This window comes from Haloarcula salina (assembly GCF_010119195.1).
GTDB lineage: Archaea > Halobacteriota > Halobacteria > Halobacteriales > Haloarculaceae > Haloarcula > Haloarcula salina.
In genome coordinates this window covers 177,339-198,886 of the sequence record NZ_WRXL01000005.1, presented here as the reverse complement: position 1 = coordinate 198,886, position 21,548 = coordinate 177,339, and the positions used below count along the sequence as shown (strand labels likewise).

Here is a 21,548-nt window from a genome sequence, read left to right as displayed (position 1 = left end):
AAGGTGAACGGGCCGAACGTGCCGCGGGGACCGCCTACGTCACCCGTCCCGACTCGGGATCGTAGCTGACGACACCCATGTCGGCCATCCGCGGGAGGTGGTTGTGGTGAAGGGCGGTGGCGACGGTCGCGACGCGGTCGGATTCCGCGTCGTCGGAGTCGCTTTCGCGCGCGGCGACCGCGGCCGCCAGCTCCTCCAGCTCGACCGGACAGCGCGTCTCCGAGAGGACGGAGAGCGCCGTCTGCCGTCGCTCGGAGGCCAGCAGGCGGCTGCGCTCGGACGCAGAGAGGCCGGCCCGGTCGAACAGCGCGGCCGCGTCGTCAGGACTCGCTTCGGTGTGGGTCGCGTCGGGATCTGTCGGAATCGGTGTGGGGGACATCAGTGACTGAGATGTCGAGTCGTTCAGGGGTAAGGCTGACTTCACAAGAATTAGACTCCGTCCGACGCACGGGCCCGCCGAGACGAGCGCGAAATCGGATCACGTGCTTCCGAAACGGTTCTCACTTGGGTACCAACTCGGGGCTCGTCGTGAACACACTCCGTCGACGGAGTCTATTTATCGTGGCATCACCTACCTCGGTCATGACTTCGAACGCGCTGACGCCGGCCCTCAGGGAAACGCTGTCGCTCTTCGAGGCCGACGGCGTCCCGCTCACGACGAACGAGGTGGCGGAGCGCCTCGACCTCGGACGGCGAAGCACGTACGATCGACTCGACCGACTCGCCGACCGCGAGCAGGTGCGGACAAAGAAAGTCGGCGCGAACGCTCGCGTCTGGTGGCAGCCGGTCCGGAGCGACGTCTCCCACACCGACGGCTCGGCGGACGGAACGGACGCGACGCAGGGGACTGAGACCACAGATACCACGGAGCTGCGACGGTCCGAGCGGGCACAGACCCGGCGCGACTGGCAGTTCCGGTCGCTGGTCGAGGCGACCGAGGAGTACGCCATCTTCCTGCTCGACGCCGACGGCCACGTGCAGACCTGGAACGAGGGGGCCAGACGGATCAAGGGGTACGACGTCGACGAAATCGTCGGCGAGCACTTCTCCACGTTCTACGCGGACGAGGCGCGTGCGGCCGGAAACCCAGAGTCGAATCTGGAGGCCGCCGCCGCGGACGGAACGTACCAAGAGGAGGGATGGCGGGTCCGGGCCGACGGGTCGCGGTTCTGGGCCAGCGTGACGATAACCGCGCTGTTCGACGACGACGGCACTCTCGACGGGTACGCGAAGGTCACGCGCGACATGACCGAGCGCCGCGAGGCCGAGCGAGAACTCCGGCAGGAGAAGGCCTTCGTCGAGAGCCTCTTCGACAACCAGCGGGACGTCCTCTACGCCTTCGACACCGACGGGAAGTTCCTCCGATGGAACGACCGATTCGAGACCGTGACGGACTGTGACCCGGCACAGATACGAGACGGCGAGCCGATCGACTTCGTCGGCGACGACGCGGTTGCGGACGCCATGGACGCCTTCGAGCGCGTCGTCGAGCGCGGTGAGACCGTCACCGTCGAACTCCCGCTCGAAACCGAGGACGGACCGGTTCCGTACGAGTTCTCCGCGTCACCGGTCACCGAGGACGGCGGCGACAGGATCGCCGGCGTGACGGGCATCGGCCGCGACGTCAGCGAGCGAAAGCGCCGACAGCGCGAGATCGAGCGCCAGCGAGACGACCTCGAAGCGGAGCTTCAGGAGGTGTTCGAGCGAATCGACGACGCGTTCTTCGGCCTCGACGAGGACTGGCGATTCACGCACGTCAGCGACCGGGCGGCGGACCTGCTGAATCGGTCGGTGGGCGAACTCGTCGGCCGGCGCGTGTGGGACGAGTTCCCGGCGTCCGCCGACTCGACGTTCCGGCGGAAGTACGAGGACGCGTTCGAGACGCAGGACCCGGTCACGTTCGAGGAGTTCTACCCGCCGCTCGACGCCTGGTTCGAGGTGAGCGCCTACCCGTCCGAGAGCGGGCTCTCGGTGTACTTCCGGGACATCACCGAGCGAAAGGAGCGCGAGCGGGCTCTCGAACGCTACGAGACCATCGTCGAGACGGTCGAAGACGGCATCTACGTCGTCGACGAAGACGGCTATTTCACCGAGGCCAACGAGGCTTACGAGTCGCTGGTCGGCCACTCGCGAGAGCGGTTGCTGGGGTCGCACGTCTCGACGGTCATCGGCGACGAGGGCACGCTGGACGCGGCGAGAGAGATCGAAGCGGAACTGGCGGCCGGCGAGCGATCGACCGCGTCGCTCGAAGCGGAACTGACGACGCCCGATGGCGATACCAGGATCGGTGAGGCGACGTTCGCGCTGATGGACATCGAGAGCGGGTACGAGCGCGTCGCCGTCGTCCGTGACGTCACGGAGCGAAAGGAGCGCGAGCGGGACCTCGAACGCTACGAGGCAATCGTCGAGACGGTCGGCGACGGCATTTACGCGGTCGACGACGAGGGGCGGTTCGTCCTGGTCAACGACGGCTTCTGCGAGCTCACGGGGTACGAGCGGTCGGAACTGCTGGGCGCGCACGCCACGAGAATCCACGACGACGAGATCACGCCGCGCGCCCAGGAGATGGCGGACGAAGTCGCTCGGGGGGAGCGCGACGTGGGTCGGCTCGAACTCGATGTCCACACGAAGTCCGGCGACGCCGTGCGCTGTGAGAGCCGCCTCTCACCGTTCCCGATGGGCGATAGCTACGGCCGCTGTGGCGTCACCCGCGACATCTCGGCCCGCCTCGAACGCGAGCGGGAACTGCTCCGTCAGCGCGAGCAGCTCGCGGCGCTGAACAACCTCAACTACGTCGTCCGTGACATCACCGACGCCGTTATCGAGCGGTCCACCCGAGACGAGATCGAGGCGGCCGTCTGCGAGCGCATCGCGGCGACGGACTCGTATCGCTTCGCCTGGATCGGAGACGCCGACAGGACTGCCGAGACGATAACGTTCCGTACCGGGGCCGGCGTCGACGGCTATCTCGACGACGTCATCATCTCGCTCGACCCGGACGACGAGCGGAGCGATGGACCGGCCGGACGAGCCTTCCGCACGGGCGAGATACAGACGACGCGGGACGTGGAGACTGACCCGCGGTTCGAACCGTGGCGCGACAACGCCGCGGAACACGGGGTCCGTTCGTCGGCCGCTGTCCCGATCCGACACGAGGAGACGACGTACGGCGTCCTCAACGTCTACGCGGATCGGCCGGACGCGTTCGAGGAGACGGAGCGGGCGGTGCTCGACCAACTGGGCGAGATCGTCGGCCACGCCATCGCGGCAACGGAGCGAAAGCGAGCGCTGATGAGCGACGAGATCGTCGAGCTCCAGTTTCGCCTCCCGAAGGTCTTCGAGTCCCTCGACGTCCCGTCGACGGACGCCGGCCGCATCTCGATCGAGCACGCGACACCCATCCGCGACTCGGAGTACCTCGTCTACGGCACCGTGACGGCCGACGCGGTCGACAGCGTCCGGGGTCTCGTCGAGACGCTTCCGCACTGGGAGGACGTGACGTTCCGGGAGGGCGACGGCGAGATCGGCTTCGAGGCCAGGTTCTCCGAGCCGCCGGTGCTCTCGACGGTTGCGTCGCTCGGCGGCTCCGTCGCGCAGGCGACGATCGAGGACGGCACCTACGACATGACGATCTACGTCCCGACCAGCGTCGACGTTCGACAGGTGATCGACACCGTCACTGAGGCGTACCCGGGTATCAACCTCCTCAAGCGACGGCAGCGAACCCGTGACACCGAAACGACGACGCAGGTCCGCCACGCCCTGGAGACGGAGCTCACCGATCGGCAACTGGCCTCGTTGCAGGCCGCATACTACGCGGGCTTCTTCGAGTGGCCGCGCGACGCCTCCGGCGAGGACGTCGCCGACTCGCTCGGCGTCGCTCCCCCGACGTTTCACCAGCACCTCAGGAAGGCCGAGTCGAAGGTGTTCGACCGCCTCCTCTCGACCGAACTGTCCGCGCCCGAGTGATCGGCGGTCGCGGCTCGTCGCGTCGTCGGGCCTTCCTACTCATGCTCTCTGTCCCGATCGTGTCAAAAGCCTATACGATTAGGCCTGGTGTACTTCCACGAGAGAGGACAGTGAACAGTCATGCGTATCGACCACGACGCGGTCTCCCTCACGCTCCTCGACGTCGACTCGGGAGTCTTCGCGTCTGAGCCGGTCCGCGACTATCTGTCGGCTGTCGATGTCTCCGTCCAGCGCCTCGCCGTCGAGAGCGCGGCCGAGGCGAAACAGACGTCGGCGGCCAGCCCCGGCGTCGTCGTCTCGCAGTACGACCTCGCCGACGGCGACGGGATCTCGGTTTTGTCTCACTACCGCGACGCGAACCCGGACGCGCTGACGATCCTCGTCTCGGCTGACAGCGATCCCGACCTCGTCGAACGCGCGTACGACGCCGGCATCGACAGATTCGTCCACGACACCGGTCCGGAGAAGCACCGCGTCGTCGAACACCACCTGCGAGAGCGGTTCGGAGACGGGGCGCGGGAGGCCGGGACGCCCCACACGACCCGCCACATGGAAGCGCTCTCGTCGGCGACGCCCGACGCCATCGTCTCGATCGATGAGTCGAGCACCATCCGGTACGCGAACCCCGCGGTCGCCGACGTGTTCGGATACGACCCCGACGAACTCGTCGGCGAACCGCTCACGGCGTTGATGCCGGACGACCTCGCCGCGAGTCACCACGAGGGGATCCAGCGCTACCTCCGAACGGGCGAGCGGACCCTCGACTGGGACGCCATCGAGTTACCGGGGCAACACGCAGACGGCCATAGAATCCCGCTGAGCATCTCGTTCGCGGAGTTCACGACCGGAACGGACCGGTACTTCACCGGGATCATCCGGGACGTCACGGAGCGAAAACGACTCGAAGCCGAGCGCGCGCTGTACCGCGAGACGACCCAGCGCATCCTCCAGGCGGACTCGTTCGAGGACGGGCTCGAAACCGCCCTCGACGCCGTCGGGTCGGCGATGGACTGGCAGTACGGAGAAGCCTGGGTACAGACCGAGAACGAGCACTTCGAGCGCGTTTCGGAGGCTTACGCCACGTCCGATGCCGCCGCGTCGTTCCAGGACGCCACGTCGCCCGTCTCCTTCACGCGGGACGACGGACTGGTGGGTCGGGTGTGGGACTCCGGGGCGGCGGAGTGGCTCACCGACGTGACCGACGACGCGGGCTTCGAACGCGAGGCCGAAGCGGTCTCGGCGGGACTGCGCGCGGCGCTCGCCGTCCCCATCGTCACCGACGGGACGGTCGTCGCGGTCATGGTCTTCCTCCTCGCCGAATCGCGCGAACCGGACGAGGAGATGCTGGAGGCGACGCGGACGATCGCGGCTGACCTCGGCCGACTCATGGGGCGCCTGCGCGCCGAGACCGCTCTCCGCGAGGAACGGAGCCTCAAGGACCGCATCCTCGAGACCAGCCCGGTCGGGATCGCCATCATCGACGAAGACGGCACGTTCCGATACCTCAACGACCGGGCGACCGAGATCCTGGCCATCGACGGGTACAACGGCCCGCTCACCGAGGCGGACCTCTCGCTCGAACCCCTCACCTTCGACGGGGAACTGATCGACGACGACCGCCGGCCCTACCAGCGCGTCGTCGAGGACGGCGAGACGCTGTCCGGGCAGGCCAGCGTCGAGATCGACGGGGAGACGCGCTGGCTCTCGGTGCGCGGGGCACCGTTGCGGGGCGAGAACGGCGAGGCCACGTCGGGCGTCTTCTCCCTCCAGAACGTCACCGCCCGAAAGCGCCGCGAACGACAGCTCCAGCGGTACGAGGCCGTCGTCGAAACCGTTGGCGACGGCGTGTACGCCCTCGACGACCAGGAGCGATTCGTGCTGGTCAACGACGCCTACACCGATCTCCTCGGCTACGACCGCGACGAACTGCTCGGGCGGCCCGCGAGCGACGTCATCGATCCCGGCGTCACCGACGTCGCGCGGGACCTGCAAGGCGAGATCCGGGACACGGGGTCCGAACAGGCCACGCTCGAAACCACGCTCGAGACCGCCGACGGGGAGACCGTCCCAGTCGAGGCGCGCATCTCGCTGTTCGAACTGGCGGACGGCAGACACGGGCGGGTCGGGATCGTTCGCGACATCGCCGAGCGCAAGCGCCGCGAGGAACGTCTCGCGACGCTCAACGAGATCGGGCAGGCACTGACGGTCGCTGAGACGGAAACCGAAGTCGCGGACATCGTCGTCAGCGGGGCGCGAGAGATGCTCGGCTTGCCGCTGGTGACCCTCGAGTACTACGACGAGGAGACCGGACAGTTGACCCGGGGCGCGGCGACCGCGCCCCTCGAGGACCTCGTCGGGAGCGACCCGCTGTTCGCGTCCGAGTGGGGCGTGCCGTGGAAGGTATTCACGGAAAGCGACGGCCGAGTTATCGGCGACCTCTCGGCGGAGCCGTCCCTTGACGCCGACGAGACGCCGCTGGAGAGCGCGGTGCTCCTCGACGTCGGGAGCCACGGCGTCTTCACCGCCGGCTCGACCGAGGCCGACGCCTTCACCGAGACGGACGTGATGGTCGCTCGGATCCTGGTGGCGAACGCGACGGCCGCGCTCGATCGCGTCGACCGCGAGCAGTCGCTCAAGGAGAAGAACGAGCGGCTGGCCGATCGCAACGAGTCGCTCGAACGGCTCAGTCGCCTCAACCGCGTGATACGTGACCTCACTCAGGAGCTGACGCAGGCGTCGACGCGCGACGAGATCGAGACCGCCGTCTGCTCGGAGCTGGTCGATTCGGAGCCGTACGTCTTCGCCTGGATCGGCGAGCAGCGAGCCGCGAGCGACGAGATCGTCCCGCGTGCGAGCGCCGGCCGAGGGGACGGGTATCTGGACACGATCACCGTCACCACCGGCGACGAGCAGACCGGCAGCGGGCCGACGGGGACCGCCTTCAGGTCCCGCGAGCCGGCCGTCCAGAACTCGCTCCAGACCGAGCCGCCGTTCGAGTCGTGGCGCACCCAGGCGCTCCAGCGGGGATACAGAGCGAGCATCGCCGTCCCGCTGGCGTACCGCGACACCGTCTACGGAATCCTGCACCTCTACGCCGACGAACCGGGCGTGTTCGACGAGATGGAGGTCGCGGTGCTCGGGGAGCTCGGCGAGATGGTCGGCTACGCGATCAACGCCTTCGAGCGAAAGAAGGCGCTGGTCAGCGACGGCGCTGTCGAACTCTCCTTTCACCTCGACGACGAGTCGATTCCCGCCCTGGCGTTCGCGAGCCAGACCGACAGCACGTTCGAGTTCGAGGAGCTCGTCGAACACGGCGACGGGGATCTGCGGGCCTTCTTCACCGTCTCCGACGCCGACCCGGAGCAGGTCTCCGAGTTCGCCGACCGGATTCCGGCCATCGAACAGGTGAGTCTGCTGGCGGAGACCGAAGAGGGCGGTCGCTACGAGGCGCTCGTCTCCGAGAACGGATTCCTCTCCCAGCTCCTCTCGTACGGCGTCCACCCGACGGTGGTCACGGCCGGGGCCGACGGCGGAACCGTGACGGTGGAGATTCCACAGAGCGGTGACGTGCAGTCGTTCGTCCGGATGTTCACCGGTCAGTACGAGAGCGCCGAACTCGTCTCTCGGAAGGAGTACGACCGTCCGGTCCAGACCATGGCCGAGTTCGAGGCTCACTACCGCGACCGCCTGACTGAGCGCCAGCTGGAAGTCCTCAAGACGGCCTACTTCAGCGGCTTCTTCGAGTGGCCGCGGGAGACGAGCGGCAAGGAACTGGCCGACCTGCTGGACATCGCACAGCCGACGGTCAGTCGCCACATCAGGACGGGCGAACGGAAGCTGTTCTCTCAGGTGTTCGAGGAGTGATCCGACACGGGCTAGGAATATAGCCCCCTTCACCGACACGGGGTATGTCCTTAGTGAGGACGCGTATGCGGCTGAAGCATGTAGGATGTCGTAATGGCGTACGACCGATTCGACGAGACGGCCGGCGACGACGGCGCTTCCGAGTCACTGCTCCTCTCGATCACTGACCAGCTCGCGACCGCACGCGAGGTCGACCCGCTCGACCTCCCGCCACTCAACGAGTACGTGGACGTCGAAGCCCTCACGACGCTCGTCGAGAGCACGTCCGACGGACGGGGATACAGCCGAGTGTCGTTCCGGGTGGAGCAATACGAGGTCCGGGTCTCGGGCGACGGGACGGCGGAGGTCCGGCCGGCCGACGGCACCTGTGACCCTTCTCCGGTCATCGGCGAGGAGTGACCGATGCCGGACTCGTTCCGCCCGCCCGCCGGTCGCCGTTGGAGCGGTGTCGCGACGACCGTACGTCCCCCGCCCGCCGCACCGGGTGATGCGACCCGTAGGACCACCGATGAACAGTGAAAACGGCGCCGGAGACGCGGTCACGGGGCTTTCGGACAGATTCCGCTGGATAGAGTACAGCGGTGACTCGGGGCCGATCTCGATCATCCAGGACACCGAGAATCACCGGGCGTGGGTCCAGTCGGACTTCGTCGTCGACGTGCGCCCCTGATCGACGCGCCGTCCTTCGCGATATTGCTACATAGCATAGTCATTTAGTATAGCTACACCTTATGGCCACTGTCCGGACGACTACCAGCCGAGCGTCTGCCTTACGGAAGACGCGCGGGTCACGCCGAAGAGCGAGTTCGTCGGACGGGTACGAGGCATCCTCGAACGGCGAGCAGGATCGGGGCCGGTCGCCGACTCACGCGGACGGTTCGGGCGGCTCGCGGTCGGCCGACGGACTGGGATCGTCGAGTATCAGTCGCCGGTCTCGGACGAGGCGGACGATGTCTGTGGGGTCGAGGAGTTCGGTGTCCGGGTCTGCCGCTTCGGGGTCGGTGTCGGCAGGGTAGCGGCGGACTTCGAAAGCGTCGAGTGCGTTGCGGTTGTCGGTGACGGGTTCGAGGACCCGAACGCGCTCGTCCGTCCGCGTGTCGCGGTAGGTGGTGCCGGCATCGAGGCCGACGACGGGCCTGTCGGCGGGCCAGTCCCAGGAGAAGTCGCGGCGGTACTGGTCGAACTGCCAGACCAGGCGGTCGATGTCCGTCGCGTCCTCGGTGGGGCCGTCGTCATCGTCGCGGCGGGCGTCGAGCGTGCGGTCCCAGTAGTCGAGCACGCACTCCTTGAGGTCTGACTGCAGGTCGTCGTCCATGAGCTTCTGTTCGATCGGATAGCCGATCTCGATGGCGACGACGGCGTGGCTGTCGAGATGGGTGAGACAGCGCTGGCACTCCGTCTCGAAGACGGAGACGCCGAGCGGCGTCTCGACGGTCAGGTGAGCGAGCTCGTTGCCGCAACTGGGACACCACAGGAACACGACCCCGTTCTCGGGCTGTCGCAACTCCGTCAGGACGGTCAGGTCCTCGAAGGGTTTGTCCGGGGCCGCGTTCTCGGCCTCGGCTTCGGTGGTCTGGTCGCGTCCCGATTCGGCCGGCTCGTCGACGTACTGGGCGAGCTTGCGGTCTTTCAGGAGGGACTTGATGACCGAGTCGTGCGAGGAGTGCGACTCGGCGTCCCGGATCCGCTCGATCTGCTCTTTCGTCCAGTCGCGCACGCGAATCGTTGCCATTTGCCATGTCTTTCTGACACGTGACAATAGTTGTTCCCCTGTCATCCCGTCACCGACAGGCGCAGCTGGCGCTACGCGGGGCGTTCGACACACGGATCGCCGACTCAGTGGGTCTCTGTCGTGATTCGCCGCTGGATCTCGGCGTGAGAGACGCGTATCTGGCCGGCCGCCAGGCGGTGGGTCACGAGGTCGAGGAGATCGAGTTCCGAGAGCAGTCGGCGGGCGTGTCCCTGACTCAGGTCGAGTCGCCGGGTGACCGCGTGGATCGAATCGGACTGATTGACGGTCGCCGCGAGCTCGGCGACGGTCAAGCCCTGCGGGACGCCGAGGCCGTCGGCGACCAGGTTGTCGTCGCTGTCCTCGCCGTCCTCCGCGAGCAGGGCGGCGACGGAGCGCTCGCCGAGGTCGTCGCTCTCGTCGCTCGCCGATCCAGTGGCCGGTTCCGTCTCGGATGGCTCTGTCGCGTCCGCCCGTGGCTCGGAGTCGTTCGACTGGGGATCGGAGAGGTCGAGACCGCCGGTGGGGGCCGCGTTCTCGGACGGATCGTGGATGTCGTACTCGACCATGTACCGGCGGACCGTTTCGGAGGTCACGTCGGCCCCGAGCGCCTCTGTCATCTCCGGGAAGGTGTCGCAGGTCTCGTACGCGGCCCGGAGCGCTTCGGGGTCCTTGTACGCAGGGACCGTGCTCGAGTCCGAGAACGCCTCCGCCAGGTCGTCGGCCGACTCGCCGCCGTCCGACGGCGAGTCGAGCGTCGCGTCGACGGGAACCGTGACGGTCACGTCGAGTTCGAGGCGCCGGTCTCGCACGTCGACGCCGTCTGCCTTGACCGAGACGTCGTCGTCCAGGTGCGCGTCCCCCAGCACCGGCGTCGCGACGGTCAGGTCCGCCGTGATCTCCTCGTCTCCCGGGGTCGTCTGTTCGCGGACCGAGACGGCTTCGATATCGGTGGCGGACGACTCGACGCGCTGGAGTACCGCAGTGAGCGTTTCAAAGGCGTCACTAACGACCATGTTGTCTATGATAGATAATGACACTTTTACCTGCCGGAACGAGACAAAATTGCCACTATACGCACTCGTGGCGGCGTGTACGTACAGTTTACACCCGGCCGGATACTATCACACCCTAAGTGTGTGAATAGCTGGCCAATCGATTCAGAGTCGGTTCCAGAGGTCGGCGCTCGCGGCCCCGACGGCGTCGAGGTCGGAGTCGTCGACGCCGGTCACGCCCGTCTGCGGGTCGTACACCACATCGCCGTCGACGATGGTCCGCGTCACGTCGGCGCGGCTCGCCGCGCTGACGACGTAGTACGGCGCGCTTTCGTCGAGGACGGGGTTCGGGCCGAGATCCAGCGTGACGAAGTCGCCGCGCTTGCCCACCTCGACGCTGCCGACCGCGTCGTCCATCCCGAGGACTTCCGCGCTCCCGATCGTCGCCCACTCCAGGGCCTTGGCCATGTCGAAGCCGCTGGGGTTGTTCTGTTTCAGCTTGTGGATGCCGACCGCCGAGCGCATCGTCTCGAACATGTCGGGGTCCCAGCCGTCGTCGCCGATGCCGATGGTCAGTCCGTTGGCTTCCATCGTCTCCACGTCGGCGATGCCGACAGCGTTGTTGATGTTCGAGTAGGGGTTGTGCGCGACGCTCACGTCGTGGTCCGCGAGGATTTCGATTTCGGTCTCCGTGGAGTGGACGCAGTGGGCGGCGATGACCTCGGCGTCGAAGAAGCCCATGTCCGCCAGCGCGGGGACCGGCCGCTTCCCGTACTCGGCGATGGACTCGTGGACGTCGACCAGTCCCTCTTCGAGGTGGATCTGGATCGGCCGGTCGTCGTCGGTCGCCCGGTCGACGCACTCCTCGACGACGGGTCGGGTGTTGGTGAACAGCGTGTGCAGGCAGTAGTGGCCCGAGACCCGGTCGTAGTCGTCCTCGCCCTCGCGGACGAACCGCTGGTTCTCCTCGATGCCGACCATCGCCTCGTCCTCGGAGTTGCGGGCCGTCGTCTCGAACGTTATCATCCCGCGGATCGGCGTCTGGGCCACGCCCTCGGCGACGGCGTCGAGGCCGCCGGGGAGCGTGTTCGGACCGGAGTAGTTGTCACAGAACGTCGTGACGCCGCTCTCGAGCATCTCGGCACAGGAACCGAGCGCCGAGAGGCGGGCGTCACGCTCCGTGAACGCTTCGTCCACGTTCCACCAGATGTCGACGAGCGCCTCGTAGAAGCTCTCGGGCGCGGCGTCGAGGGGCGCACCGCGGATCGGGAGCGCGTACATGTGGGTGTGGCAGTTCACCAGCCCGGGGATGACGACCTCGTCGCGGGCGTCGACCGCGTCCTCGCCAGACGCGTAGCCGTCCTCGATGGCGACGATTTCGCCGTCCTCCACGACGACGTGGACCTCGGAGCGGACCTCGCGCTCGTCGTTCATCGTGACGAGCGTGCCTGCGTTCAGTATCACAGGTCCGAGGATACCGCCGCGCGACTAAAAGCTATCCGCGGCACGCGGTCGCTCCGCCCGGCGTGGCGCGCCAACACCGATGTGTCTCCGATGTGTGACTGCGCACACACCAACTGTTTTCTCGCTGCGCGCCCCCGTCTCGGGCATGACGGACCTCCTCGTCGAGCGGGCGCGGGTGGTGACGCCGGCGGGCGTCGAGCGCGGGGCGATCGCAGTCTCGGACGGGCTCATCGACGCCGTCGGTCCTGACGCCGCGGCCGACGCCGGAGCGGCGGACACCGTCGTCGACGCCGACGGCATGGTCGCGCTCCCGGGCGCGCTCGACGTGCACACGCACATGCACGACGACGACCTCTTTCCCGACGGCATCGACTTCGCCTCGCAGACGGCCAGCGCCGTCGCCGGCGGCGTGACGACCGTCGTCGAACTGCCGACCCAGACGCCGGTGACGACGCCCGAGGCGCTCCGGGAGAAAGCCGCGACCTGCGCCGACCTGGCCCACGTCGACTTCGGCCTCGTCGCGGGCAACGTCCGGGACCCCGACCTCGACGTCGACGGGCTCGTCGAGGCGGGGACGGCGGATTTCAAGACCTTCACCGCCGACCCGTACCTGGCGAGCGACGCGGCCATCGCCCGGCTGATGCGCCGGGTGGGCGAGGCGGGCGGAACGGTCCGGGTCCACTGCGAGACGCAGGGGCTGCTCGACGATGCGCGCTCGACCATCGACGGCGACGACCCCGACGTGTACATGGACTCTCGGCCGGTCGAGGCCGAACTCGACGGCATCTCCCGGGCGGGCTACTTCGCCGAGTACGCCGACTGTCCGCTCCACGTCGTCCACATCTCCAGCGGGAGCGGGGCACGGGAGGGCAGTCGGTTCGCGTCCCGTGCGAACGTCCCCGTCACGCTCGAGACGTGCCCGCAGTACCTCGCGTTCTCGAAGGACGACGTGGCCGCGAAGGGCCCGTTCCTGAAGGTCAATCCGAGCCTGAAGTCCGCCGACGAGGTCGATCGGCTCTGGGACGCGGTCCGAGACGGGACCATCGACATCGTCGGAACCGACCACTTCCCGACCTACCGCGAGAACCGCGAACGGGGCTGGGACGACATCTGGGAGCCCTACGCCGGGCTCCCCGGCGTCGAGACGATGGTGGAGTTCCTCGCGAGCGAAGGCGTCCACGAGGGCCGGATCTCCTGGCCGCGACTCAACGAACTGGTCTGTGCCGGGCCGGCCCGGTCGGCAGGCGTCTACCCGCGAAAGGGCTCGCTCCGCGTGGGGACCGACGCCGACGTGACGCTCCTCCGCGAGGACGAGTACGAGGTGACGGCCGACGACCTCGAGTTCTGCGGCGGGTGGACGCCGTACGAGGGGGAGCGCTGGAGCGCCCGCGTCGACACGGTGATCGCCGGCGGCGAGGTCGTCGCCGAGGACCACGAGGTCCGGTCGGAGCCGGGACGGGGGACGTTCCTGGACCGGCCGCTGTGACGGCGACGCGGCCCGCTCGGATCCACACGCGGCCGTGTGGGGCGTGTGTCGCGTGTGCCGCCACTCGCACATCCGGCGATTCGTCGGGTGTGGCGTCCGGTACGCGCGCTGACGGCGCACACTCGCCGGCGCACGCGGCGCGCGAGGCGGCACTGTTTTTTACCCGGTTGTCGTGGGCTACACCATGGGCATGCAGCAAGTCACGACGCTAGAGTGTACGCTGTGCGAAGCGGAGTACGATCCCGACCAGGTCATCTACACCTGTCCGGAACACGAGGGCGTCAAGGGCATCCTCGAAGTGAAATACGACTACGACGCCATCGACGACGCCTTCGACGGCGACCTCGGCGGTCCCATCGAGAGCCAGTGGAAGTACGAGGCGTTCCTCCCGGTCGCGGAGGACGCCGACGTGGTGACGCTCAACGAGGGCGGGACGGACCTCTTCGACGCGCCGAACCTCAGCGACGCGCTCGGGGTCACGACGCTCGTCAAGGACGACGGCCGCAACCCGACGGGCTGTTTCAAGGACCGCGCCAGCTCCATCGCTGTCACGAAGGCCAGACACGCCGGGCGCGACATCATCACCTGCGCCTCGACGGGCAACGCTGCCGCCTCGCTGTCGGGCTACGCCGCCCGCGGCGGGATGGACTGTCGCATCTTCGTCCCCGGCGATGCCCCGACCGGAAAGCTCGCTCAACCGCTCGTCTACGGCGCCGACGTGCTCGCCGTCAACGGGAGCTACGACGAGGCCTACGACCTCAGCGTCCAGGTGACCGAGGAGTACGGCTGGTACAACCGCAACGCCGCCATCAACCCATTCCAGGTCGAGGGCAAGCGGACCGTCGGCCACGAGCTCGCCGACCAGTCGATCGACCGCGGTCACGTCCCCGACTGGGTCGTCTTCTCGATGGGCGACGGCTGCACCATCGCCGGGGCCTGGAAGGGCTTCAGGGAGTTCTACGACATGGGCTACGTCGACGACCACCCGAAGATGCTCGGCGTCCAGGCCGAGGGCGCGTCGGCCATCCACGACGCCTTCCACGAACACGACGACGTGGACGACATCGCGGACACCGTGGCCGACTCCATCGCCGTCGGCCGGCCGCGAAACACCGTCAAGGCCTGCCGCGCGCTCGAACAGAGCGGCGGGACGAGCGTACTGGTCTCCGACGACGAGATCCTGGCAGCCGAGAAACTGCTCGGAAGCACCGAGGGCATCTACTCCGAACCCGCCGGCGCGACGCCCGTGGCCGGCGTCCAGACGGCCCTCGACCGCGGCATCGTCGACGAGGACGAGACGGTCGTCGTCGTCTCGACCGGCTTCGGCCTGAAGGACACGGAGAGCGCCGAGAAAGCGACGGGCGGCGTCGACCGCATCGACCCCGACATCGAGGAGGTCGAACACCTCTACGGCACGGCCGAGGAAGCCGCGGCCGACGACTGAGGCGAACTGCAGTCGGGTAACACGGACCGTGGGTCGCGGCTCCGCCTCGCAGCCGACTACAGGTAGCCGTCGGCGAACTCGTCGATCATCAGTTCGCGGTCGTCGCCCAGCGGGTAGAGGATGGGGCACTGACAGCCGTTCTGAGCGTACTCGCGGACCTTCTCGCGGCACTGCTCGGGCGTCCCGCTCGCGGTGAGCTTGTGGACCACCTCGTCGGGGATGAGGTGCATCCCCTTCTCGATGTCCTCGTGGTCGGCCGGCCAGCCGCCGATGGTCTCGCCCACCTCGTCGATGAGGTCCTGGCTCACCCCGCTGGCCTTCATGATGTGGGGCTGCTGGCCGAGGTACTGCGTGATGAGCTCGCGGGCGTTGTCCAGCGCTTTCTCCTCGTCGTGGTCCATCGAACAGACGACGAGCTGCGGGCGGTCGATGTCCTCGAGCGTGCGGTCGCCGCGCTCCGCGCCCGTCTCCAGCGCGTCGAGGGCCTTCTGGTTGTACTCGGGGCTGACGAGGTAGTTCAGGAGTGCGCCGTCGGCGAAGTGGCCGGTGAGCTCCAGCATCTTGAAGCCGGTCCCGCCGACGTAGACGGGCACGGTCCGGGGGCCGGCGTCGCCGTGGACCACGTCGAGTTCCACGTCGCGCATCTGGACGAACTCGCCGTCGTAGGTGACGTTCTCCATGTCGAGGAGGTCCTGGGTCACCTCGACGCACTCGCGCATCGCCCGGAGCGCGCCGCTGCGGTCGATGCCGACCTTCTCGGCCAGCGGGTCCCACCACGCGCCGACGCCGCACATGATGCGGTCCGGGCCGGCCAGTTCCTCCAGCGTGCTCATCGACTGGGCGATCAGCGCCGTGTTGCGCGTCCAGTTGTTGATGACGCCCGTCCCGAGCTTGATGTCGTCGGTGACGGCGGCGTACGCGCCCAGCGGCGAGACGGCGTCCCGAGCGAGGCGAGACTCGGCCTGCCAGATCTCGTCGATCCCCTGGTCCTCGGCGTACTGGACCAGTTCGACGTTCGCTTCCAGGGAGTGCTTGTCCTGTAAGTAGATCCCGACGCGGTCGCCTCTATCGAAGACCTGTCTGTCGCTCATGAGACACCCGTGATTGAGAGAATGCGGGTAAATAGATTTGGGTGACGTGGACGTGACACACGGTCTGTGTGGCGTGTGTGTCGACGGTTCGCGTCGACTGTGGCTCGGCGGTGACGTCGCGCCCGCCCGTCAGTCAGTCCGTTTCGCGGCTGTAGGACTGCAACAGCGCCGAGGGGACCGCGAGCCGGTCGCTCTTGGTCCGGATGACGGCGTAGGCGAGGACGACGATGGTCGCCAGATAGGGGTACGTCCCCATGATCTGGGGCGTCATCAGGAACTCGACGACGGGGTTGACGAGCGAGGCCAGCGGCGCGTCGGGGCCGAGCGTCAGCGACAGCGACTGCGAGCGCAGTTGGAGCGCGTCGAGCAGGCCGAACAGGTACGCGCCGACGAGCATCCGGCGGGGCCGCCACTGCGCGAAGATGACCAGCGCGACGGCGATCCAGCCGCGGCCCGCGGTCATGCCCGGGACCCACAACTGGGAGAACGCGAGCGAGAGGTGCGCCCCGGCAGCGCCCGCGAAGCCGCCGCCGATGAGGACGGCCAGGTAGCGCAGCCGGAACACCGAGACGCCCATCGTGTCCGCCATCTCGGGGTCCTCGCCGACCGAGATCATCTCGAGCCCGAGGTTCGAGTGGTTCAGGAAGTACCAGACGACGACGACCATGAACAGCGCGAGGTAGTCCGTCGCCGTGCTGCGGAAGAACGCCTCGCCGACGACCGGGATGTCGACGAGGAACGGGATCGCGATCTGCGGGAAACCGTCGATGGACTCCTCGACCCAGGCCGACCCGAAGAAGGTCGTGATGCCCGTCCCCAGGAGCGTCAGCATGACGCCGCTGATTACCTGGTTCGACTTCAGCGTGATACAGAGGAAGGCGTGGACCAGCGCGAGCAGCATCCCGAGGACGATGCCGGCGGCGAAGCCCAGCCAGTAGCTCCCGGTGACGACGGTGACGATGAACCCGCCGAGCGCCCCGACGAGCATCATCCCCTCGACGCCGAGGTTGAGCACGCCCGCCCGCTCGCTGATGAGTTCGCCCAGCCCGGCGAGCAGGAGGACCGTCGCCGCCTGCACGGTCGCGTCGAGCAGGCCGGCGAGGAAGCTCACCATCAGTCGTCACCCCCCTGTGGCTCGACCGCCGCGCCGCTCGGCCCGCGGTCGAAGTCGAGGCTGACCCGGTAGTTCTTGAAGAACTCCGCGGTGATCAGAAAGAGGATGACGAGCGCCTGGATGATCTCGACGAGCGCCGCGGGCACGCCGAAGGCCACCTCCATGCTCGACCCGCCGACGAACAGCACCGCGAAGAACAGCCCGGCGAGCAACACCTTGATAGCGCTGTTGCGGCCGAGCAGGGCGATGGGAATGGCGGTGAAGCCGTAGCCCGGCTCGAACGCGGCGCGATAGCGGCCCTGCGCCCCGGCGATCTCGCTGATTCCGCCCATGGCGGCGAACGCGCCGCCGACCACGAACACCAGCAGGTACACCTTGAACCGGCTCATGCCGGCCTGCTGTGCGGCCTCGTGGTTCGATCCGACGAACGTGATCTCGAAGCCCAGCCGCGTCTTGTTCATCATGACGTAGGTCACGACGACCATCGCGACGGCGACCAGCAGACCGGCGTGGACGCCCGAGGCCAGCTCCGGAATCGTCGCCGCGTCGGAGAAGCGCGCCGACTGCGGGAAGTTCCCCGTCCCGCCCTGCATCGGCCCGCGGAGCAGGTAGCTCTGGATCTCCAGCGCGACGAACGTCAGCAGGAGCGACGTGATGATCTCGTTGACGTCCCACTTCGCGCGGAGCCAGGCCGGAATCCCGGCCCAGACGGCCCCGGCGACCGCCGCGGCGGCGAACATCAGCGGGACGAGCGCGAGGCCCGGCAGAGAGACGTTGAGCCCGACCCACGTCCCGGCGAGCGCGCCGGCGATGAGCTGGCCCTCCGCCCCGATGTTGAACAGCCCGGCCTTCAGCGGGAGGTACACCGCCAGGCCGGTGAGGATCAGCGGGACGGCCTTGACGAGCGTCTCGGTGAGGCCGAACTCCGTGGTGAGCGTCTCGACGAACATCGTCGCGTAGGCCGCGAGCGGGTTCACGTCGAGCAACTGGAGGGCGACGGCGCTGACCGCCAGCGCGGCCAGCACGGTGAACACTGGCGTCCCGTAGGCCAGCCAGGCGGGGACGTCCTCGCGGGCGTTCACGTCGATGGCGACGTTCATCAGCTCTCACTCTCCTGGGTGACCTCGGCGGGCGAGGCGGTCGGATCAGACGCCGACTCGTCGCCGCTGCCGCCGGTCATCTCCAGGCCGATGCGCTCGCGGTCGGCTTCCGCCGGCGTGGTCTCGTGGACGAACTCGCCCTCGTAGACGACGAGAATCCGGTCGCTCAGGTCGAAGATCTCGTCTAGGTCCTCCGAGAGCAGGATGATGCCGGTCCCCTCCTTGCGCTGTTCGAGCAGCGTCTCCCTGATGAACTCGATAGCGCCGACGTCGACGCCCCGGGTAGGCTGGTTCGCGACGAGCAGATCGGGGTTTCGGTAGATCTCTCGGGCCAGGATCAGCTTCTGGAGGTTCCCGCCGGAGAGGTCCCCGGCGTCCGTCTCGGTCACGTCTCTGACGCCGCGCACGTCGAACTCGTCGACCAGCGTCTCGGCGTAGTCTTCGAGTTTCCCGTAGTCGAGGAACCCCCGGTCGCCGAAGGCCGCGCCGTCGAAGTCCTTCATCGTGGCGTTGTGCATCACCGAGAGGTCCTTCGCACAGCCGTAGCGCAGTCGGTCTTCGGGGACGAACGAGACGCCGTTCTCGACGAACCGCTTCGGTTTCGCGCCCGTGATGTCGGTCCCGCTGACCACCAGTTCGCCCGCCGTCGGGTCGCGGATGCCGGCCATGACCTCCGCGAGTTCCTTCTGGCCGTTGCCACTGACGCCGGCGATGCCGACGACCTCGCCCTGGCGGACCGTCAGGTCGACGCCGGAGAGCGCCTCGATGCCGCGGTCGTCTTCGGCGCTGACGCCGCTGGCGCGCAACACCGGTTCGCCGAGGTCGACGGCCTCTCTGTCGATCTCGAACAGCACCTCGCGGCCGACCATCATCTCCGCGAGGTCGGCGCGCGTGACCGACGACACCTCGGCTGTTCCGACGTTCTTGCCTTCCCGCAGGACCGTCACCCGGTCGACGACCGCGTCGACCTCCTTGAGCTTGTGCGTGATGAAGATGATCGACAGTCCCTCGTCGGTCAGCCGTTCGAGCGACTCGAAGAGCCGCTCGGCCTCGGTCGGCGTGAGGACGGCCGTCGGCTCGTCGAGGATGAGCAGGTCGACGTCCCGATACAGCGCCTTGAGTATCTCGACGCGCTGTTGCTGGCCCACGTCCAGTTCCCAGATCTTCGCGCTCACGTCGATGTCGAAGCCGTAGCGGTCGGCCAGCTCCTGGATGCGCTGTTCGGGCACGTCGAGTCCGAGCGAGAAGGTACCGGCCAGCGACTGGACGAGGCCGTTGTTCCGAATCGACGCCGGCAGCCAGCTCTCCTCGCCGGCGTCGTCCCGGAACACCGTCGCCGGCTCGCGCTCGCCGAGGACGACGTTCTCGGCGACGGTCAGGCGCGGAATCAGCATGAAGTGCTGGTGGACCATCCCGATGCCGGCGTCGATGGCGTCCTGCGGGGAGTCGAGGTCCAGACGCTCCCCCTGAAAGTAGACGTCACCGGCGTCCTGGGAGTAGAGCCCGTAGAGGATCTTCATGAGCGTGCTCTTCCCCGCCCCGTTCTCCCCGAGCAGGCCGTGGATCTCGCCGCGCTCGACCGAGAGGTCGACGTGGTCGTTCGCCACGACCCCGGGGAACTCCTTCAGGATCCCCTCCATCCTGAGAGTGGTGTTTTCCGACATGCGCTGTGTTCTTGACCGGGTATCCATAATGTACGGGTATAACTGTTTCCACTGACCAAGTTCCGCACCACTGTGGCGCGTTTGTCATTTTGTCGCTCCTCCGCCGTTCACCGGCGACACAGTCGGCGATTCGCTCCGACCGGAGGACGGCTGTCTGGACACGGCGACAGATTCGCCCCACATTTCCCTCACTCGTCCGTTCCACCGGCACGGTCGACAGACGGCGGGGCGATACCTGCGCGAACACCATCTTTTAAGTCTCTCTTCCCGGAATAATTCGTCGGTTAGCTAATGGTTGACAAGACACATGCACGGACGAGACGAGCGGTACTGCGAGGACTCGGGGCGACGGGGATCGCGGCCCTCGCCGGATGTAGCGGCGGAGACGGAGGCGACGGCGGAGACGGCGGGGCCACGGACTCCGGCGGCGGGAGTACAGACACGGAGGGCTCCGGTGGGACCGCGACGAGCGGCGACGGCGGGTCCGGCATGGACTCTGTCAAGGCCGCGTGGGTGTACAACTCCGAGGTCGGCGACCTGGGGTGGTCCTGGGCGCACAACGAGGGCCGGAAGGCCGTCGCCGAGCAGTTCGACTGGCTGGAGACGGAGTACACGGAGGCGGTCGCGCCGGGGGACTCCCAGCGCGTCTTCGAGCAGTACGCCCAGGGCGACGCCGACATCATCTTCGGGTGTACGTTCGGCTACCAGGACCCGATGCTCAACGTGGCCGAGCAGTACACCGACACCTACTTCGAGCACAACACGGGGTATCGCACCCGCGAGAACATGGGGCGGTACATGGGCCGCATCTACCAGGCCCGATACCTGGCCGGCCAGGCCGCCGGCATGGTGACGGAGACGGACCTGCTGGGGTACGTGGCGGCGTTCCCGATTCCGGAGGTCATCCGGGGCATCAACGCCTTCACGCTCGGGGCGGCCTCGGTCAACGACGCGGTGACGACGAAGGTGCGGTGGACGAACTCCTGGTTCGACCCGCCGACCGAGAGCGAGGCGGCGAAGGCGCTCTTAGACGAGAACGTCGACGTGATGGCCCAGCACCAGGACTCGCCGGCCGCCCTCCGCGCGGCGGCCGACGCGGGCGTCTGGGCGACGGGCTACGACGCGCCGATGGGCGACATCGCCGGCGACAACTACCTCACCTCCCCCATCTGGCACTGGGAGGAGTTCTACGGGCCGACGATCCAGTCAGTCAAAGACGGCAGTTGGGAGGCCGACGCCTACTGGGAGGGCCTCGACGCCGGCATCTGTAGCCTGGACGACTGGGGCCCGGAGGTCCCCCAGAACGTCGTCGACTCCGTCGCCGAGTCCCGGTCGGCCATCGTCGGCGGCGACCTGGACGTGTGGGCCGACTCGCAGTTCGCGGGCGAGAGCGACGAGTTCCTCTTCCAGGAGATGGGGAGCTACGTCGAGAACGTCGAGGGCGAAGTGCCGAGCTGAGAACGCCGACCCGCTCGAACTCGGCTGTTTTCCCCAGTTGGACGCGATATATTCCTGACTATCGGTACGAATTTCCGCATTTTGTCGAATATATGGCGCATTTGTCCGTTATTTGTTCCAGATATGGCGACATCAATAAGATATTCTTAAGTGAGCGGTTACGCAATACC

General features: G+C 67.6%; 15 protein-coding genes. 7 read left to right on the top strand and 8 right to left on the bottom strand.

What is annotated here, in order from left to right; all coding sequences use genetic code 11:
• Nucleotides 1–34: 34 nt before the first annotated feature.
• Nucleotides 35–379 (bottom strand): DUF7344 domain-containing protein, encoded by a 345-nt coding sequence (locus GM656_RS14355; RefSeq protein ID WP_241692783.1) that lies wholly within the window; start codon nucleotides 377–379, stop codon nucleotides 35–37.
• Nucleotides 380–582: 203 nt separating this feature from the next.
• On the opposite strand from GM656_RS14355, the gene GM656_RS14350 reads away from it, so the two are divergent.
• The 4 genes from GM656_RS14350 (at nucleotide 583) to GM656_RS19145 (ending at nucleotide 8,503) form a co-directional block, all read left to right on the top strand.
• Nucleotides 583–3,969, top strand: a complete 3,387-nt coding sequence (locus tag GM656_RS14350) for a PAS domain S-box protein (protein ID WP_162414368.1) — start codon at nucleotides 583–585, stop codon at nucleotides 3,967–3,969.
• Nucleotides 3,970–4,089: 120 nt separating this feature from the next.
• Entirely contained in the window at nucleotides 4,090–7,833 is a 3,744-nt protein-coding gene (locus GM656_RS14345; RefSeq protein WP_162414367.1) for a PAS domain S-box protein, read from the top strand.
• 93 nt (nucleotides 7,834–7,926) lie between these two features.
• Nucleotides 7,927–8,232 carry a HalOD1 output domain-containing protein gene (locus GM656_RS14340; protein WP_162414366.1) on the top strand — a complete coding sequence of 102 codons (306 nt, stop codon included), beginning with the start codon at nucleotides 7,927–7,929 and terminating at the stop codon, nucleotides 8,230–8,232.
• Nucleotides 8,233–8,341: 109 nt separating this feature from the next.
• Nucleotides 8,342–8,503 carry a hypothetical protein gene (locus tag GM656_RS19145; RefSeq protein ID WP_174242984.1) on the top strand — a complete coding sequence of 54 codons (162 nt, stop codon included), beginning with the start codon at nucleotides 8,342–8,344 and terminating at the stop codon, nucleotides 8,501–8,503.
• Between the two features lie 195 nt (nucleotides 8,504–8,698).
• Here the strand turns inward: GM656_RS19145 and GM656_RS14335 are convergent, their stop codons facing one another.
• The 3 genes from GM656_RS14335 to GM656_RS14325 all read right to left on the bottom strand — a co-directional run bounded on the left by GM656_RS14335 (nucleotide 8,699) and on the right by GM656_RS14325 (nucleotide 12,021).
• Entirely contained in the window at nucleotides 8,699–9,565 is an 867-nt protein-coding gene (locus GM656_RS14335; RefSeq protein ID WP_162414365.1) for a hypothetical protein, read from the bottom strand.
• Nucleotides 9,566–9,669: 104 nt separating this feature from the next.
• Nucleotides 9,670–10,578, bottom strand: coding sequence for a hypothetical protein (locus GM656_RS14330; RefSeq protein WP_162414364.1), 909 nt, complete (start codon nucleotides 10,576–10,578; stop codon nucleotides 9,670–9,672).
• Nucleotides 10,579–10,722: 144 nt separating this feature from the next.
• Nucleotides 10,723–12,021 carry an amidohydrolase family protein gene (locus GM656_RS14325; protein ID WP_162414363.1) on the bottom strand — a complete coding sequence of 433 codons (1,299 nt, stop codon included), beginning with the start codon at nucleotides 12,019–12,021 and terminating at the stop codon, nucleotides 10,723–10,725.
• A 145-nt stretch (nucleotides 12,022–12,166) separates the two neighbouring features.
• On the opposite strand from GM656_RS14325, the gene GM656_RS14320 reads away from it, so the two are divergent.
• Nucleotides 12,167–13,507 (top strand): dihydroorotase, encoded by a 1,341-nt coding sequence (locus GM656_RS14320; protein WP_162414362.1) that lies wholly within the window; start codon nucleotides 12,167–12,169, stop codon nucleotides 13,505–13,507.
• A gap of 184 nt (nucleotides 13,508–13,691) precedes the next feature.
• Nucleotides 13,692–14,951, top strand: a complete 1,260-nt coding sequence (gene thrC / locus GM656_RS14315) for a threonine synthase (RefSeq protein WP_162414361.1) — start codon at nucleotides 13,692–13,694, stop codon at nucleotides 14,949–14,951.
• 56 nt (nucleotides 14,952–15,007) lie between these two features.
• Here the strand turns inward: thrC and GM656_RS14310 are convergent, their stop codons facing one another.
• From GM656_RS14310 to GM656_RS14295, 4 genes are all read right to left on the bottom strand, one after another.
• Complete coding sequence (locus GM656_RS14310) at nucleotides 15,008–16,042, bottom strand: LLM class flavin-dependent oxidoreductase (RefSeq protein WP_162414360.1); 1,035 nt, start codon at nucleotides 16,040–16,042, stop codon at nucleotides 15,008–15,010.
• A gap of 133 nt (nucleotides 16,043–16,175) precedes the next feature.
• A complete protein-coding gene (locus GM656_RS14305) occupies nucleotides 16,176–17,156 on the bottom strand; it encodes an ABC transporter permease (protein WP_162414359.1) in 981 nt (326 codons plus the stop codon).
• On the bottom strand, nucleotides 17,156–18,256 hold the full coding sequence (locus GM656_RS14300; RefSeq protein WP_162414358.1) for an ABC transporter permease: 1,101 nt from the start codon (nucleotides 18,254–18,256) through the stop codon (nucleotides 17,156–17,158). The genes GM656_RS14305 and GM656_RS14300 overlap by 1 nt, the downstream gene beginning before the upstream one ends.
• Nucleotides 18,256–19,920 carry an ABC transporter ATP-binding protein gene (locus GM656_RS14295; protein WP_162414357.1) on the bottom strand — a complete coding sequence of 555 codons (1,665 nt, stop codon included), beginning with the start codon at nucleotides 19,918–19,920 and terminating at the stop codon, nucleotides 18,256–18,258. The genes GM656_RS14300 and GM656_RS14295 overlap by 1 nt, the downstream gene beginning before the upstream one ends.
• A gap of 291 nt (nucleotides 19,921–20,211) precedes the next feature.
• On the opposite strand from GM656_RS14295, the gene GM656_RS14290 reads away from it, so the two are divergent.
• Nucleotides 20,212–21,378, top strand: coding sequence for a BMP family ABC transporter substrate-binding protein (locus GM656_RS14290; RefSeq protein WP_162414356.1), 1,167 nt, complete (start codon nucleotides 20,212–20,214; stop codon nucleotides 21,376–21,378).
• Nucleotides 21,379–21,548: the final 170 nt, after the last annotated feature.

Bases quoted from the DNA above. Each gene is read 5' to 3' on its own strand.
- GM656_RS14355 (WP_241692783.1), bottom strand. From the start codon at position 379: ATGTCCCCCACACCGATTCCGACAGATCCCGACGCGACCCACACCGAA.
- GM656_RS14350 (WP_162414368.1), top strand. From the start codon at position 583: ATGACTTCGAACGCGCTGACGCCGGCCCTCAGGGAAACGCTGTCGCTC.
- GM656_RS14345 (WP_162414367.1), top strand. From the start codon at position 4,090: ATGCGTATCGACCACGACGCGGTCTCCCTCACGCTCCTCGACGTCGAC.
- GM656_RS14340 (WP_162414366.1), top strand. From the start codon at position 7,927: ATGGCGTACGACCGATTCGACGAGACGGCCGGCGACGACGGCGCTTCC.
- GM656_RS19145 (WP_174242984.1), top strand. From the start codon at position 8,342: ATGAACAGTGAAAACGGCGCCGGAGACGCGGTCACGGGGCTTTCGGAC.
- GM656_RS14335 (WP_162414365.1), bottom strand. From the start codon at position 9,565: ATGGCAACGATTCGCGTGCGCGACTGGACGAAAGAGCAGATCGAGCGG.
- GM656_RS14330 (WP_162414364.1), bottom strand. From the start codon at position 10,578: ATGGTCGTTAGTGACGCCTTTGAAACGCTCACTGCGGTACTCCAGCGC.
- GM656_RS14320 (WP_162414362.1), top strand. From the start codon at position 12,167: ATGACGGACCTCCTCGTCGAGCGGGCGCGGGTGGTGACGCCGGCGGGC.
- thrC (WP_162414361.1), top strand. From the start codon at position 13,692: ATGGGCATGCAGCAAGTCACGACGCTAGAGTGTACGCTGTGCGAAGCG.
- GM656_RS14310 (WP_162414360.1), bottom strand. From the start codon at position 16,042: ATGAGCGACAGACAGGTCTTCGATAGAGGCGACCGCGTCGGGATCTAC.
- GM656_RS14305 (WP_162414359.1), bottom strand. From the start codon at position 17,156: ATGGTGAGCTTCCTCGCCGGCCTGCTCGACGCGACCGTGCAGGCGGCG.
- GM656_RS14300 (WP_162414358.1), bottom strand. From the start codon at position 18,256: ATGAACGTCGCCATCGACGTGAACGCCCGCGAGGACGTCCCCGCCTGG.
- GM656_RS14295 (WP_162414357.1), bottom strand. From the start codon at position 19,920: ATGTCGGAAAACACCACTCTCAGGATGGAGGGGATCCTGAAGGAGTTC.
- GM656_RS14290 (WP_162414356.1), top strand. From the start codon at position 20,212: ATGGTTGACAAGACACATGCACGGACGAGACGAGCGGTACTGCGAGGA.